The organism is Fictibacillus solisalsi, assembly GCF_900103485.1.
Lineage (GTDB): Bacteria > Bacillota > Bacilli > Bacillales > Fictibacillaceae > Fictibacillus_C > Fictibacillus_C solisalsi.
In genome coordinates, this window is record NZ_FNHW01000001.1 from 560,522 (window position 1) to 576,228 (window position 15,707).

A 15,707-nucleotide genomic window follows, 5' to 3' on the forward strand; every position below is an offset into this window, starting at 1 on the left:
GCTTTAAAGGTCCCTGAACGTTAGCTGACTTTGAGCTGCTGTTTGAACGGCCTTCAGTATTTTTGTATAGCCTGTACAACGGCAAAGGTTGCCGCCTAATGCCTGCTTGATTTCGTCGAGGCCGGGCAGGTGGCCGATGCTGTTCAAATATGATCTTGCAGATACGATCAGACCTGGCGTACAGTACCCGCATTGGGTGGCCCCCTCATCCATAAACGCTTGCTGGACGGGATCCATATTTTCCGGTGTGCCGATACCTTCCACTGTTATGACATTTTCTCCATGAACCTGGCCGGCGAGCACGAGGCAGGAACATACCGGCAGGCCATTCATCGACACGGTACAGGAACCGCATTCTCCCTTGCCGCAGCATTCCTTGCTGCCGGTTAAACCCGCATCTTCCCGGAGAACGTCGAGCAGTGTTTTCGAAGGACTGCATGTAACCGAAACTTCTGTTCCATTTACGAAAAAATCAATGGTCTTCAATGTCCGACCTCCCAATATAATTTTAGGACAATCAACCAACTCTTTTTGGCTGGCACTAAATCAAGTTTGTACAAATATAGTAGTGTTTTTCAAAAATATTCCTATTTTCATAGCTTTTAAGGGGGTGATCAGAAGATATTCATTTGGAATAACAAACATCTGGGAGGGAAGCAGAATGGCACAACTAAAAACGTGGAAAGTAGGTGTACTTGGTCTGCAGCATGTTCTTGCCATGTATGCCGGAGCGGTAATCGTACCGCTCATTGTTGGGCCTGCTATTGGGATGAATGCCCAGCAGCTGGCCTATCTGATATCCATTGACCTGTTCACCTGCGGAATTGCCACCCTGCTACAGGTCATCGGAGGCAGGCATTTTGGCATCAGGCTCCCGGTCATTCTCGGCTGTACATTCACCGCCGTGGCACCCATGATCGCCATTGGAAAACTCGAAGGAATTACAGCGATTTATGGCGCGATCATCGTCTCGGGACTGGTCGTCATGGTGCTCTCACAGTTTGTTGGCAAAATCCTTAAATTTTTTCCGCCTGTTGTAACAGGTTCAGTTGTACTCATTATCGGGGTGTCGCTGATTCCGGTTGCCATGAACAATGCGGCAGGTGGACTTGGATCAAAGGGATTTGGCAGCCTGGAAAATTTGACACTCGCCTGTTTTACATTCCTGCTGATCATTCTAATTAACCGGTTTTCCAGAGGCTATGTCCGGGCAATCTCTGTACTGTTATCTCTGATCGCGGGTACGGTACTTGCTTCCATAATGGGGCTTGTGGATGTCACCCCTGTAAAAGACGCGTCCTGGTTTCATATGGTACAGCCATTTTATTTCGGAATGCCTGAATTTCACGTTTCGGCCATACTCACCATGTCTATTGTCGCCATTGTGAGCATGATTGAGTCTACCGGTGTATTTCTCGCGTTAGGAGACATTTGCGACCGGAAGCTTGAATCCCGGGACATTAAGAAGGGCTTAAGGGCAGAAGGGTTTGCCATTGTGATTGGCGGCATTTTTAATTCCTTTCCCTATACCTCCTTCTCACAGAACGTTGGTCTTGTGGCTTTGACAAAAGTAAAAACAAGAAATGTGGTCATTGCCGCCGGCGGCTTTTTATTACTTCTGGGCTTGCTTCCCAAGATTGCGGCTCTCACCACCATTATTCCAACGGCAGTCCTTGGCGGGGCGATGATTCCGATGTTTGGAATGGTCATAGCTTCAGGTGTAAAAATGCTGTCACAGGCCGATTTTTCGAGCAACGAAAATCTTCTGATTGTCGCCTGTTCGGTAGGAATCGGGCTTGGAACTGCCGTAGTTCCCATGGTGTTCAGCGGGCTTCCGGACAGTGTAAGGCTCTTAGTGGAAAATGGGATCGTCATTGGAAGTTTAACTGCGATTTTGCTGAATCTAGTATTTAATTTCAAGTCTATGAATATACATGAGCAGGAAAGGATGAACCAGCTGAAAGCCGATGGGGACGTAATATAACAGCTTATGTAGGGTACGGGGGCTGCGAGCCGGCCCCCTGCCAGTACTGTTCCTTTCACTGTTTTGTTCTAAAAAAGTCTAAAGGAGAGTCGGAAATGGATCTGATTTTAAAAAATGCAATGATTCCACAAGGAGACCGTACGGTAATCACCAACATCCTCGTCCATGAGGGCAGGATTACCGGCTTTTGCAATGATATTCAAACCTTTAATGCGGACAAGGTACTCGACATGGAGGGCAAACTGGTGGTTCCAGGCTGTATTGATCCGCATACTCATTTTATGGATCCAGGGTTCACCCACCGGGAAACGTTTGCAACAGGTTCGCGGTCAGCGGCAGCGGGGGGATTAACGACCATTATTGATATGCCGTGTTGTTCCAAGCCCTCTGTAAGGGATGGGGAAAGCTTTCAGAAAAAAATCGGTCCAATCCGGGGACAGGCTTATATTGATTATTGTTTCTGGGGCGGCATGACCGGAGAAGATGCCCGTAACGGCTGGATCGATAACATCTATCCACAAATCGATGAAGGTGTTGTTGCGTTCAAGGTGTACATGACGCCATCGGTGCCAACCTTCCCAAAAGTGTCCGACGGGGAGATGCTGGAGATTTTTCAGAAAGTCGCAAAAACAGGAATGCCGATAGGGGTTCATGCGGAGAACTATGATATTTGTACGTTCTATACAGAGAAGCTGAAGAACGAAGGAAGGGAAGATGGCCCGGCCTGGGCAGAAGCACGGATGGCGCTAGCGGAAAAGGTAGCCATTGAACTTATTATCAGTTATGCAGAAGCAACGGATGCGCGTGTTCATGTCGTTCATATGAGCACTAAAGAAGGCGTTAAACTGGTGCGGGAAGCGAAAAAACGTGGTGTTAAGGTGACATCAGAAACGTGTCCTCATTACTTGATGCTGAATGCACAGGACTCCATGACCGAAAGAGGAACCTTTGCCAAAATTGCTCCTCCACTAAGAGGTAAGGATGATAACCAGGCTCACTGGCAGGCGTTGGCAGATGGAACCATTGACTTTGTAGGAACAGATCATGCGCCATATGAAATCGCAACTGAAAAGGCGGCAGCCGATTCTTCAATATGGAACAGCTTCCCTGGCATTCCGGGTGTGGAAACCATGGTTCCGATCCTGGTCAGCGAGGGATTGAACAAAGGACGGCTGTCACTATCTCGTTTTGTTGAAGTAACAAGCAAAAATGCGGCGGTTCATTATGGCATCTACCCGAAAAAAGGAGCCATGGAGATCGGGAGTGATGCGGACTTTACGGTTATTGATCTTGATCATGAGTGGATCATTGATGAAAAGCAGACAGAGTCAATGGCTAAATACAATCCATTGCACGGAATCAAGCTCAAAGGGCGCCCGGTGCAGACGATCGTCAGAGGAACCGTTGTATATGACTATGAAAAAGGCGGGATAACAGGTACAGCAGGATATGGAGAATACGTGAAACGCCAAAGCATCCAGCGCCTTGAGCGAACGCTGAAGTATGAAAACTATGAAATTGCAAATCTGCCATCAGCCGCACGGCAGCAGCTGGAAAAAAGCAAATAAGAAAGGAGATGCCTATGGAATTGAGGGGAAAGAAGCATGTGGTCGTGGTGATTGACATGCTGAATGATTTTATTGGGGAAAAAGCGGCCCTTCGCTGTGAAAATGGAGAGAAAATCGTTCCAGCCATTAAAGAGCTCGTGGACTTTTGCCATGAAGAGAATATACAGGTTGTGTTTGTCCAGGAAGCGCACCGAAAAAACGACCGTGATTTCCGCGTCCGGCCGGTTCATGCCATAAAAGGAACATGGGGCTCGCAGTTCATTCCCGAACTTCAGCCTGATGAAAGCAAGGGAGACTATGTGGTTCAAAAAAGAAGGCACAGTGCGTTCAGCTATACCGATTTTGATTTGTTCTGCCGGGAAGAGGAAATTGATACGGTCGTTCTGACAGGGGTATGGACCAATGTGTGCGTGAGGAGCACCGGTTCTGACGCGCTTTATCATGGATACAATGTGATTTGCCTGTCAGATTCCACAGCCTCCAAGGATGATTCAATGCATGAATCCGGACTCCGGGACATTGATTTATTCGGAGACATCATGACAACGAAAGAATACATGGAAGCGGCAAGAAAAAAGTTCTCGAATAACAACCAGGTCGTTTAATCTGTCATGGGCCAAAACAAACGGATCATTGTCGGTATAACAGGAGCGAGCGGTGCTCTGTATGGCTACTCGCTCGTCCGGGCCCTGCATCAGCTGGGAATCGAAACCCACCTGATCATTACAGAGATGGGAGAAAGGGTGCTGCAGTTTGAATGCGGGATCAGTATGGAGGCACTGAAGCCGTATGCAGAGATTCACAGCAATAAAAATTTATTTGCTTCAGTCGCCAGCGGTTCTTTTTTAACAGATGGGATGGTGGTTGTCCCTTGTTCGATGAACACGCTCGGTTCACTCGCTAACGGTGTCGGCGATACATTGCTCAGCCGGGCTGCGAGCGTCGTGCTGAAGGAGAGAAGGCAGCTGATCGTTGTACCAAGGGAAGCTCCTTTCCATCTCATCCATCTCCAGAACATGACGAGGCTTGCGGAGGCAGGAGCCTGCATTATGCCCGCTTCGCCAGGTTTTTATCATAAGCCGAAGGAGATTTGGGAGCTGGTGAATTTTATGTCCGGGAGAATTCTGGACATGTTGGGAATTGACCACGCGCTTCTGCAGAGATGGGGGGAGAACGCATGAATCCAGCCACACTTCGTGCATTGCTGGACCGGTGGGATTCCGAACAAAAGCTTCTCCGTGTAAAAAAAGAGGTGGATCCGCTTTATGAACTGGGAGCGGTACTTAACTCAAAACAGGGAAAACAGCCGTTTTATTTTGAAAACGTAAAAGGCTATCACTCGCCCATGGTCGGAGGCCTCGGGGGAGACCGCCAGCTTTTGGCTGACAGTATTGGTGTTCATGTCAACCAGCTTATTCCGAAAATCATCCAGTCGATTGTATCTCCCGTACCAACCAACCTGGTGGCATCAGCACCTGTACATGACAATGTCATTCTGGGCTCGTTCGATCTGGATACTCTTTTCCCTATCCCTACGTTTCATGAAGAAGATTCAGGATCTTATTATGTTTCAGGCATTCTTGTGGTGAAGGACCCTTCAGGCCTAAAACGTTACACGTCCATCAGAAGGATGCAGTTTCTTGGAGAGAACAAGACCAGTGTTCTTATTACTTCCCCCGAATTGCTTCATCAATTCTATGATTATGAAAAGCGGAATGAACCAATGGAGGTTGCTGTTATGTTTGGTGTTGTTCCGGCCGTGGTTCTCAGCTCACAAATTAGCACGCACTTGTACCATACTGACAAGCTTGATGTAGCGGGAGCATTGATCGGCCAGGCGCTGGATGTGGTTCAGTGCCGGACGGTTGATCTGGAAGTTCTCGCCGAAGCCGAGATTGTGCTGGAAGGGAGGGTGCTTCCTCATGAAAGGGAGCTCGAAGGACCGTTTGGTGAGCTGGCCGGATATTATGGAACCCGTGCTTTGCAGCCTGTGATTGAGTTTTCTGCGGTTACGTACCGGGATCAGGCCATATGCCAGACGATTTTTCCATCAAGTTATGAAGAACGGCTGCCCATGGCGCTCGTACGTGAAGCCACGCTTTATAGCACGGTCAGACAGACTGTGCCCAATGTAAAAAAAGTTCATATCACCATGGGTGGTGTTGCCAGGTTCCACGCGGTGATTCAAATTGAAAAGGTAACAGAAGGGGACGGGAAGCAAGCTGCACTTGCGGCTTTTGCCAGTGATAAGGATTTAAAGCATGTGATCGTCGTGGATGAAGATGTGGACATCTTTAACCCTGAAGATGTAGAGTGGGCGCTGGCAGTAAGGGTGCAGGCCGACCAGGATACTTTCATTGTTCCGGGTGCAAAGGGCTCACCTCTTGAAGCCTCTCACAACCTTAGAGGGGTTTCGGCGAAGATGGGTGTGGATGCAACGGTTCCTTTGGGCAGCAAAGACGCGTTTAAGCGGACCTCGGTACCATTTGGTCCCATTGATTTAGGAGATTATCTGTAAACAGGGAGGAACGCGGGATTGAATGCGATCGGCATGATTGAAACACGGGGACTGACGGCGGCTGTTGAAGCGTTGGATGCAATGGCTAAAGCAGCAAACGTTCAGTTGACCTCATTTAAAAAAGTAGGTTCAGGACTGGTTACGGTCATTATCGAGGGAGATGTGGCTGCTGTTTCGTCCGCCATTGAAGTGGGCAGGCAGGCTCACATTCAAACAGGGGGGGAGCTCATCTCATCGAATGTAATTCCACGGCCTCATTCCGAACTGGCAAAGATTTTGTAGGGAGAGGTGGAAGCTCATGTCGGAATTTATGCGTGCAATTGTTCAAGAAGTGCTGCGCCCAGCTGAACAGCCTGAACGGCCGCCAAAAAAGAAAAAAGAGCCTCCTGCAGTTCAACAAAAGCTGCACCGGCCAAACTATCAGAATGCCATGCGGGAAAAACGGTTGAACGAGTTGAAGGGAAACCATGAGAAGATCTCAAACCCGGGTGATGAGCTTGTTTCCCGTCTGAATATCCTCACACTTGCCCAGGGAGCTGAGAGAGGAACAACGGTACCTGCAAATCATGGGACCAAAAACACCTCCGGCCAGCCTTGCGGCCGGCTGATCGGATCAGCCCCATCAGGCCTGGCAGCCTGGCTCTATTCAAATCTTCCGCATGAAAAGCTGGAATGGTTTCACCGCCCGATTTCCGCTAGAGGAGTTGCCGTTTTTTCCGCTCCTGTATCATCTCCCGGACAGCTTGTTATCCTTCAGGAAGAATTAACCCGAACGGGGGGAGTGAAATATTTTATTCAATGGGACAAAAACGGAAAGAAAGCTTTTCTTTTGGAGCTCTTTCATAACGATTGTAACCTACTGGAAACCACTGCAGAAAACGTGTGGCAAGCTTTAAACCGTCAAACGAAAAAAAAGACTAAACTTTTTTACTTGGAGCAGCCGGGATCGTGGCTGTTGAACCAACTGGAGCTTACGGGAATCAGAGGTGCTGTTGCCATTATGGAAGGTTTCGGCCGGTATGAATCCTATTCTCTTCTTTTGCCGGTGCTTCAAGAGCTGGCGTCAATCAATATCAGGTACAAGATCGAGGAGAGCTATCTGGTTCTTTATGGCGCTCATGAACAGCTTGCCAGCTATTTACCCGGTTTATTCGGAGAAATCCAACAGTAAGGGGTGGGAAATGTGCATGCATTGGGCATGATTGAAACGGTCGGATATTGTGCTGCTGTATCCGCAGCAGATGCCGCTGTAAAAGCGGCAGATGTTAAAATTGCCGCGATCGAAAAAGTGATTGGTGTTCAGGGGGCATTAGGCGTTACCCTTCACCTCAGCGGAGATGTAGCCGCTGTTGCCTCAGCGGTTGATGCAGGGAAAAAGGAGGCCGAACGGGTGGGGAAAGTCATTTCAGCCCATGTCATTCCAAGCACTCACAGCAATGTGGCCGAAAAACTCCTGTCCCGGTTTAAGCTGAATGCTGCGAAAGAAACGGAGAGGGCTTAAATGTCTGAAGGTAATGAGCAAAAAGCATCCACGGTGCCAATCCAAGAAAACAGGAGGAATAATAGAATGGGCGAAGCGTTAGGCTTGATTGAAACAAAAGGCCTGGTCGGTGCAATTGAAGCGGCAGACGCCATGGTGAAAGCTGCCAATGTGGAAATCTGCGGGTACGAAAAGGTAGGATTCGGTCTGGTAACCGTCATGGTAAGAGGGGATGTTGGTGCGGTAAAAGCGGCTACAGATGCGGGGGCAAGTGCTGCGAGCCGTGTGGGGGAACTGGTATCGGTACATGTCATTCCCCGGCCGCACAGTGAAATTGAAAGAGCCCTGCTGTCTAAAGGAGAATAAGTGTGTATGGCGCCAGGCAGAGTACGGTCGTAAAGAATACCCTGCTTGAACTGCTTTTTTCGGAGGGTAAGGGAGTTCCGCGTGTCACCTCACTCTTAACCTACCATTTCACAGGGATGGAGGAAGGGTGGATGCTCCTCAGGGAAGCGGGGAAAAAGAGAATCCGGATGGAAGTCGTTGCAGAAGGAACGCTGCTGCAGCATTTTAGGATTGCCAGCCTGGCTGCTGCGTGCCGTCACGACGCCCTATATCCGGAATCCTTTTTAACAGAGGATGTGCTTTGGAGAACCGACTATATCCTGATACCAGTTCTATCATTTTCTCTAGTATCCGACCTTTTGCGGTTTAATGACCAAAGAACCTTTGTACGCTTTATTTTGCAGGCCTTGCTTAACGGTAAAAAAGTAGTTGCGCTGTCATGCGGTGCAAATCCGTTTCATCCGGTGTTTGCCAAAAAAAATCTGGACCAAGGAACCGTACCCTTAACTGACGAGCTTTACATGCAACTGACTCAGCTTAAAAAGCTGGGCATCAAAGTAGCGGGTTCAGATAACAGCGTGCTGTCCTGGCTGGAAGAAAAGGAAAAAAACGCTGTGATTACGGAAGCGGATGTGCTGCAGGCTTCAAAAAAGGGCCAGAAATTTATCACAGTAGGGAAGCATGTAATCATTACACCGTTGGCAAGGGATGCGGCAACACAATACAAAATTTTGATTGCCAGAAAATAAGGGGAAACGAATATGTACATGGGCGTCGTGATTGGAAGAGTAACAGCTACACGAAAGGATGACAAATTGATTGGCACAAAGCTGCTGATAACACAGCCGATCGGCATGGGCGAATCCGAAAGCGGCATGCCGATCATTGCTGTAGATACAGTAGGTGCAGGTGTAGGAGAAAAGGTTCTTTATGTTACGGGTAGCATGGCGTCACGGGCGGCGGCCGATAAGGATGCGCCCATCGATGCAGCTATTGTGGGCATCATTGACAGTCTCGATTGGGAAAGGCAGGGAGGTTAGGAATATGGACACAAAAGGTATTAAAGAAGCCATTCAATGGCGGAAACTCATTGATGTGCTGCTTGATGCCAACCAGTATGCAGACACCATTTTAAAGGGCGGCCAGTTTATTAATGTCATCACACGTGAAATTTATCCAGCCGATGTGGCCATAAAAGGAGAATATATTTTATTAGTTGGGGATTGCACAGACCTGGAAGGACCTTCAACCAAAGTGGAAGATGTGGCCGGTATGTATATCAGCCCTGGTTTTATTGATTCTCATATGCATTTTGAAAGCGCCATGCTCACAGTTACTGAATTTTCCAGGCTGTCTATTCCTACCGGAACGACAACAATTGTTGCTGATCCTCATGAAATTGGTAATGTGCTCGGAGTTCTTGGCATGCAGGAAATGGTCAAAGAAGCAAGAAACCTGCCAAACACGGTCTATTTTACCGTTCCATGTTTAACGCCGGACGCTCCGGGACTGGAAACAGCAGGAAGGGACATCGGATCAGGGGAGATGGCAGAACTGCTGAATGATCCTCTCGTACTGGGAATCGGTGAAATTCAGGGTTTCAGCAATGTCAGGCCGGTCTACCAGCACGCACCAGAACTCATTGATGACCTTCTTGCGTCTGTTTCCTACGCAAAAAGTATCAACAAGACGGTGGAGGGAAATGCACCGGCTTTGTTCGGTAAAGAGCTCGCGGCCCACATTATTAGCGGGGGAACCCACATTTCCTGCCATGAGACGACGACCAAAGAAGAAATGGTGGAAAAGCTGCGCAATGGTGTCAGTGTGTTCATGAGAGAAGGATCATCCCAGCGGAATATGGCAGAATGCATCAGGGCCATCACGGAAGAAGGAATGGATTCCCGGCGTGCGATCCTGGTATCTGATGATGTAGTACCGGAAGATCTCATGGAGATGGGCCATATGAATGACATTGTGAAAAGAACCATTGCACAGGGAATCGATCCGGTCGAGGCGATCCAGATGGTGACCATCAATGCCGCTGCCCATTTTGGGTTTAAAGACAGGGGTGTGCTTACTCCAGGGAAAAAGGCCGATATTGCCGTCATCCATGATTTGATGAACATGACAATCGATTCGGTATATCTCAAAGGAAAAAAGGCTGCACAGCAAAAGGAACTAATCATCGATCTTCCTGTTTACCAATACCCTGAAAGTGTCAAACGCTCTGTCAAACGAAAGCCGGTAAAAATGGATGATCTGGTCATTGAGGCTTCCGGGTCCAGGGCACATGTCCGGGCCATTAAGTTAATCCCTGACCAAAATCTAACTGGTTCGGCACAATTCCAGTTATCGGTTCGTGATGGAAAGGTCCAGCCTTGCCTTCAGCAGGATGTATTGCCGCTATTGGTTATTGAAAGGCATGGCCGATCAGGGCGTACTGGAAAAACCTTCCTTAACGGATTTCAGTTGAAACGGGGTGCAATCGCTGGAAGCGTGGCGCATGACACGCACAATATCATCGTTTGCGGCACCAATTACGAGGATATGGTAACGGCGGTGAACAGGGTAATTGCCATGAGTGGAGGTATTGCATTGATTCATGACGGACGAGTCGTTGGTGATTTGCCGCTGAACATCGGAGGATTGATGACTGACGAGATGACAGGGCAGGAAGTCAGTACCCGAATTGCTGAACTTCACCGGCTGGCAGAGGAGGAATTAGGGTGCGGCATCCATGTTCCTTTTATGCATCTCTCTTTCCTGTCGCTGGTAACCAGCCCGGAATGGAAAATAACAGATATGGGATTGATCGACGTGGACTCCTTTACGATCCTTCCTACTGTGTTGAAGGAGGAAGGATGATGGGGGTAAAACTTGTTGACTTGTCGCAGGAGATCTACCAGGGAATGCCTGTCTTTCCTCTTCATCAAAAAACGATGATCTTTCCCAACCTTTCTCATGAGGAAAGCATCGAAAGAATAGGTTTTCCCTTTGCTACGAACAATCTTCTCATTAATGAGCACGGACCGACCCACAGCGACGCAACTTACGAGTATGATCCCGGTGGGAAGTATATTGACGAAATGCCGCTTGACTATTTTTACGGACCAGCGGTTTGTCTTGATCTCTCCTCCATTCAGCCGGAAGACTATATTACGCCAGTTGAACTGGAAAATGCCCTGGACCGTTCCGGACAGCTCCTTCAAAAGGGAGATATATGCCTTCTGTATACAGGGCATTATAACCGTGCCTATGGAACAGAGGAATGGCTGACACGGTATACCGGCCTCGATTATGAAGGTGCCCGATGGCTTGCTGAAAAAGGGGTGGTAAACATCGGAATTGATGCACCGGCCATTGACAATCCGCTGGATTTGGACTACTCAGGGCACCTGATCTGCAAGGAATACGGAATTACCAATACGGAGAACCTCTGTAATCTTGACCAGGTCGCGAATATGCGGTTTCTCTATTTTGGCCTGCCACTAAGAATCCGCAAAGGAACGGGATCGCCTGTGCGGGCTGTAGCTGTTTTTATTGAATAGGAGGAGTAGCCATGTCCATTCACGATACCTACCGAATTAAGGAGGAAATCTTGATTCCGGCTTATGAGGGCAGAAGCGCTCTCATAAAAGCAGGGGAGGAGCTTGTCATTATTGATGTGGAAGGAAAGCAGGTCGGGGACTTTGTCTGCTTTTCACTTCAAGATCCGGATGAATATGTCTCGCCAGTTCATATGAGGGCCAGTTTAAGCAGTATTTCACTGAAAACAGGTGATATGCTGTACAGCAACCGCAGGCGGCCGCTCATGCAGCTTGTCCAGGATACAGTGGGCAAACATGACTTTTTCTTTCCGGCCTGTGATTATTACCGGTACAAGGTAGACTTTGGCCTTGAAGATCATCCGAATTGCCATGATAACCTAAAAGAAGCGCTGACCTATTATTCCCTTGGTCATGTACACGTGCCTGATCCGATCAACTGGTTCATGAATAATGTCCTTGATGAGAATGGAGATTACATCATCAGCGAACCGCTTTCCAAGCCTGGTGATTTTGTGAGGGTAAAAGCCCTGGAAGATGTAATTATCGCCTGCTCCACCTGTTCACAGGATCTTGCACCGGTGAACGGTTTTCGCGTCACAGAACTCAAACTTCAGATTTTGAATAAAGCACGCGCATAACCAAGGAATCATGCTATTGCCGGGATAAGGAGGAAAAGCATGTCTTCATTGCTCATAAAAAACGCTGAAATCATCACCATGAACGAAAAAGAAGAAATCGTGCATGGTGACCTATTTATTGAGGACAATCGTATTAAGGAAATTGGACATGGGCTTGCCTCCGAGGCTGATGTCACCATCGATGCGAAGAATAAAACGATTATTCCAGGCTTTGTCCAAACGCATATTCACCTGTGCCAGACTTTGTTCAGAGGACAAGCAGATGATTTGGAATTGTTGGACTGGCTGAGGCAAAAAATATGGCCGCTTGAAGCTTCTCACGATGAAGAATCCATCTTTTATTCGGCCTTGTTGGGGGCAGGGGAACTGATCCAGAGCGGCACAACCACCATCGTGGATATGGAAACCGTCAATCATGCGGACTTTGCCTTTCAGGCGATCTCACAAAGCGGGATCCGGGCATTGTCGGGAAAAGTGATGATGGATAAAGGCACGGAGGTACCTGGCCCCTTGAGGGAAAGTACATCAAAGTCCTTACAGCAAAGCGCTGACCTTCTGGAAAAATGGCATGGCAGGGAAAATGGCCGCATTCAATATGCCTTTTGTCCCCGTTTTGTTGTCTCCTGCACCGAGGAGCTCCTGACAGAAGTGCGGGACTTATCAAAGCGGCATGATGTGTTTGTGCATACTCATGCTGCAGAAAATCGGGGTGAGATTGCCATTGTCGAACAGGAAACTGGGATGCGAAATGTGGTATATCTCGAACATATTGGACTAGCAAACGAAAAATTGATTTTGGCCCATTGTGTGTGGCTTAATGAGGAGGAAAAGAGCATTATCAAAAAGCACAGAGTAAAAGTGAGCCATTGTCCAGGCTCCAATCTGAAGCTTTCTTCTGGAATCGCGCATGTGCCGCAAATGCTGGATCAGGGTATTTTTATGAGCCTGGGCGCGGATGGTGCTCCCTGCAATAACAATTTGGACATGCTGAATGAAATGAGGCTTGCTGCTCTTATCCAAAAGCCGATTCACGGACCAACCTCGATGAATGCAAAAACCGTATTTGAAATGGCCACCATCGGCGGAGCGAAAGCCGTAGGCATGGAACAAGATATCGGAAGTCTTGAAGTTGGCAAAAAAGCAGATCTCGCCATCCTGAATCTTAATGATTTTCATATGTATCCTTCCTATGGGACAGATACCATTTCACGGATCGTTTACTCAGCTACACGTGCAGATGTTGAAACGGTTATTATTGATGGAAATATTGTGATGGATAATCGAAAGTTGAATACGATGGATAAACATACGGTTCTTAAGGAAGCGAATAAATGCATCCGCAGACTGCTGAAACGAAGTGAAGGAATTTGTTAAAAAGGGCTAATCAATTACCCCTGTGCGAAGCAGTTGAAAATCCACGTCGACATTCACTTTTATGCCGGAAACCTCTTTGTGCCATTGATCTCTTGTTAAATTTGAGTTTCTGACAGAGCTTCGGTAGGTTTCACCAAAACCAAACGGATCTGATTCTTTGGAAAGGGCATATTTGATCACATCGTCTGCTTGTTTTTTTAATTTATTCTGTATCACGTTCTGAACAAAGACCATGTTTTTCGGGTCATCCAGATTTACCGGGACACGGATCTCGAGCAACCTGGCCCTGATCTTTAATGAGACGTTAAATTTCTTTTCTTTTGCATTGATTACGTTTATTTTGCTGCTGCTTTGCAAGGTATCAATGGCAACAGGAATCCCCCTCTTTTCTTTTTTGGGCAAGATGGGATCCAATGAACCCTTGGGAAGCAGGAACTCCATATTGCCGCCATTATATCGCCCATTAATCAGTTTTATATAGTAGCCTTCTTTGGTGTTTAATTTTCCGACCATTCTATCATTTTTCATAAGGGCAATACCATGGATTTTTACACTCTCTCCTTTTCTTTTCAGAATGGGAGCGACCGGATCAAAGCCAGCTGCATAGTGGCCCTTCATGAATTCATGAATGGTAGGTGATGGAATTTCCTCGTTCTTGATATTTTGGTCCAGAAGCCTGAACAGGTATTCTCCAATATCGGGGATATTTTCATACTGGTAGTTAAGAATATCAGCCGAGGTCGGTTCGGCAATACACATGTAAACCATTTCGCTGATGGAGGGATCCCGTGCGAGTGAGTCTGCGAAATTGATCAGCCCTTTTTTGGCAAGTCGGTCACTGAACAGGGCAACCCGCAGCTGGCCGGATCGGATTTTCCTTGATGACCGTAAATTTTCCAGGTTGACGATGCCTTTGCTCGTGTATCCTTCGTCTGTCATAATATCTACGTTTTGCAGCGCATCAGGATCGACCTGAAGGATTGCCGCTGTTCCTTTGATTTTTCCATTTCCATCCTTTGCATCATCATAGCCAACAGCAGTGATCAAGCCGACACGTTCAAGGATTTTTGGTTCGGTGCATCCGGAAAGAATCAATGAAAATATCAATAATACAATAAAGGGAAACGTCTTCATTAGGATTTCCTCCCTATCCTCTCTTTGTATGTTTTCTTGATCCATGTAACAGCAAACAACAGGAATGGGTAGCAGAAGACCACCACAAAAGCAATTTTTGCAAAAAAACCATTGAGCATATTAACATCATTTGTGGTTTTCACAAAGCAGACGGGGATGATAATGAGCAAGGAAAACCAATAGATGTAACTCTTCTCATTGCGATGGAAGACCCGGCTCATGCCCCGGACTGCACACCACAAGTACATCCCCAGGTTCGGAAGGATGATAAGCATCCAGAAGGTTATGGCGAGATATTCGAACCGTTCAACAAAGGGAAAATGAATGATTTTAAAAAGGGTCAGAGTCGCCCAGATTGTGTTTTCCAATTGTCCCCCACTGAAATAAACGAGTGAAACAACCATTACCGCTAAGTAAACAAAAAGGGTATACGCTAAACCGAATGAAGAAAACTTCAGTGTCTTTTCTTTTTCTTTGATATACGGGTTGAGAATGTACAATACTTCTAAACCAACGATGGTAAAGGTCGTTTTGTAAGCACCCTTCATCAAATGACTTACGTCCGCTTCCATGATAGGAAGCAAGGAACGCCAATCCGCATATTCAATGGGAAAGAATAAAAGCAGAAGCAGCCACGCACTGAAAATAACACTGAAAAAACAGATGCCGACCAGCACCCTGATTCCGCCGGTCACCGTATAGATGACCATCAGAACCAATGTGAGTGCCACAAACCAGGCTGCAAGCTGCGGAAACAGCCAGGCCTGGATGACTTCAACATAATTGCGAATGATGATGAAAAAGGCAAATAGGCAATAAAGCATGTAAAGAGCACTGAACAGCCCTCCAATCCATTTGCCGAACACATCATAATGGATGCCATAAAGATCAGTATTTTTATAATAGGACAGGGTTTTCACCATGATCCAAAGAACGAGCAGGGACCAGATGCCAGAAATGAAGACCGAGATCCAGGCATCATGTCCGGCGCTTTTGTAGATGGCTCTCTGAAATCCCTGCAGGCCCACTCCGACCTGCACCGAGTGAATAACAAAAAATAAAAGGAGTGCACTTACAGAGTGCTTGGGACGCTCTGACAGATTAATTTTCATGACCGT

18 protein-coding genes are annotated in these 15,707 nt (G+C 47.4%); 15 read left to right on the forward strand and 3 right to left on the reverse strand.

Annotated elements, in window-relative coordinates; translation table 11 throughout:
- Positions 1–3 precede the first annotated feature (3 nt).
- Entirely contained in the window at positions 4–486 is a 483-nt protein-coding gene (locus tag BLT53_RS02870) for a (2Fe-2S)-binding protein (protein ID WP_090232642.1), read from the reverse strand.
- A 175-nt stretch (positions 487–661) separates the two neighbouring features.
- Between BLT53_RS02870 and BLT53_RS02875 the strand changes: the two genes are divergently transcribed.
- The 15 genes from BLT53_RS02875 to BLT53_RS02945 all read left to right on the forward strand — a co-directional run bounded on the left by BLT53_RS02875 (position 662) and on the right by BLT53_RS02945 (position 13,455).
- Positions 662–1,984: a nucleobase:cation symporter-2 family protein gene (locus BLT53_RS02875; RefSeq protein WP_090232644.1), complete on the forward strand. Its 1,323-nt coding sequence runs from the start codon at positions 662–664 to the stop codon at positions 1,982–1,984.
- 95 nt (positions 1,985–2,079) lie between these two features.
- Positions 2,080–3,552 (forward strand): dihydroorotase, encoded by a 1,473-nt coding sequence (locus BLT53_RS02880; RefSeq protein WP_090232646.1) that lies wholly within the window; start codon positions 2,080–2,082, stop codon positions 3,550–3,552.
- A 14-nt stretch (positions 3,553–3,566) separates the two neighbouring features.
- Positions 3,567–4,157 carry a cysteine hydrolase family protein gene (locus tag BLT53_RS02885; protein ID WP_090232647.1) on the forward strand — a complete coding sequence of 197 codons (591 nt, stop codon included), beginning with the start codon at positions 3,567–3,569 and terminating at the stop codon, positions 4,155–4,157.
- Positions 4,158–4,163: 6 nt separating this feature from the next.
- Entirely contained in the window at positions 4,164–4,733 is a 570-nt protein-coding gene (locus BLT53_RS02890) for a UbiX family flavin prenyltransferase (protein ID WP_090232648.1), read from the forward strand.
- A complete protein-coding gene (locus BLT53_RS02895; RefSeq protein ID WP_090232650.1) occupies positions 4,730–6,070 on the forward strand; it encodes a UbiD family decarboxylase in 1,341 nt (446 codons plus the stop codon). Before BLT53_RS02890 ends, BLT53_RS02895 begins: the two co-directional genes overlap by 4 nt.
- 18 nt (positions 6,071–6,088) lie before the next feature.
- The gene (locus tag BLT53_RS02900) at positions 6,089–6,352 is read left to right on the forward strand and encodes a BMC domain-containing protein (protein ID WP_276203838.1); all 264 of its coding nucleotides are present in this window, start codon (positions 6,089–6,091) and stop codon (positions 6,350–6,352) included.
- Between the two features lie 16 nt (positions 6,353–6,368).
- Complete coding sequence (locus BLT53_RS02905; protein WP_090232652.1) at positions 6,369–7,241, forward strand: hypothetical protein; 873 nt, start codon at positions 6,369–6,371, stop codon at positions 7,239–7,241.
- A gap of 12 nt (positions 7,242–7,253) precedes the next feature.
- A complete protein-coding gene (locus BLT53_RS02910) occupies positions 7,254–7,571 on the forward strand; it encodes a BMC domain-containing protein (protein WP_090232654.1) in 318 nt (105 codons plus the stop codon).
- Between the two features lie 66 nt (positions 7,572–7,637).
- Positions 7,638–7,916, forward strand: coding sequence for a BMC domain-containing protein (locus tag BLT53_RS02915; protein WP_090232655.1), 279 nt, complete (start codon positions 7,638–7,640; stop codon positions 7,914–7,916).
- 2 nt (positions 7,917–7,918) lie between these two features.
- Positions 7,919–8,644 carry a hypothetical protein gene (locus BLT53_RS02920; protein ID WP_090232657.1) on the forward strand — a complete coding sequence of 242 codons (726 nt, stop codon included), beginning with the start codon at positions 7,919–7,921 and terminating at the stop codon, positions 8,642–8,644.
- A 12-nt stretch (positions 8,645–8,656) separates the two neighbouring features.
- The gene (locus tag BLT53_RS02925; RefSeq protein ID WP_090232659.1) at positions 8,657–8,935 is read left to right on the forward strand and encodes a EutN/CcmL family microcompartment protein; all 279 of its coding nucleotides are present in this window, start codon (positions 8,657–8,659) and stop codon (positions 8,933–8,935) included.
- Between the two features lie 4 nt (positions 8,936–8,939).
- Positions 8,940–10,760: an adenine deaminase gene (locus tag BLT53_RS02930; protein WP_090232661.1), complete on the forward strand. Its 1,821-nt coding sequence runs from the start codon at positions 8,940–8,942 to the stop codon at positions 10,758–10,760.
- On the forward strand, positions 10,760–11,443 hold the full coding sequence (locus BLT53_RS02935) for a cyclase family protein (protein WP_090232663.1): 684 nt from the start codon (positions 10,760–10,762) through the stop codon (positions 11,441–11,443). The genes BLT53_RS02930 and BLT53_RS02935 overlap by 1 nt, the downstream gene beginning before the upstream one ends.
- 11 nt (positions 11,444–11,454) lie before the next feature.
- Positions 11,455–12,081: a DUF1989 domain-containing protein gene (locus BLT53_RS02940; protein ID WP_090232665.1), complete on the forward strand. Its 627-nt coding sequence runs from the start codon at positions 11,455–11,457 to the stop codon at positions 12,079–12,081.
- A gap of 39 nt (positions 12,082–12,120) precedes the next feature.
- Positions 12,121–13,455 carry a 5'-deoxyadenosine deaminase gene (locus BLT53_RS02945; protein WP_090232667.1) on the forward strand — a complete coding sequence of 445 codons (1,335 nt, stop codon included), beginning with the start codon at positions 12,121–12,123 and terminating at the stop codon, positions 13,453–13,455.
- 6 nt (positions 13,456–13,461) lie between these two features.
- On the opposite strand, the gene BLT53_RS02950 is transcribed toward BLT53_RS02945, so the two are convergent.
- Both BLT53_RS02950 and BLT53_RS02955 read right to left on the reverse strand, forming a co-directional pair.
- Positions 13,462–14,589, reverse strand: coding sequence for a Ger(x)C family spore germination protein (locus BLT53_RS02950; protein WP_170834205.1), 1,128 nt, complete (start codon positions 14,587–14,589; stop codon positions 13,462–13,464).
- On the reverse strand, positions 14,589–15,701 hold the full coding sequence (locus BLT53_RS02955; protein ID WP_090236661.1) for a GerAB/ArcD/ProY family transporter: 1,113 nt from the start codon (positions 15,699–15,701) through the stop codon (positions 14,589–14,591). Before BLT53_RS02955 ends, BLT53_RS02950 begins: the two co-directional genes overlap by 1 nt.
- Positions 15,702–15,707: the final 6 nt, after the last annotated feature.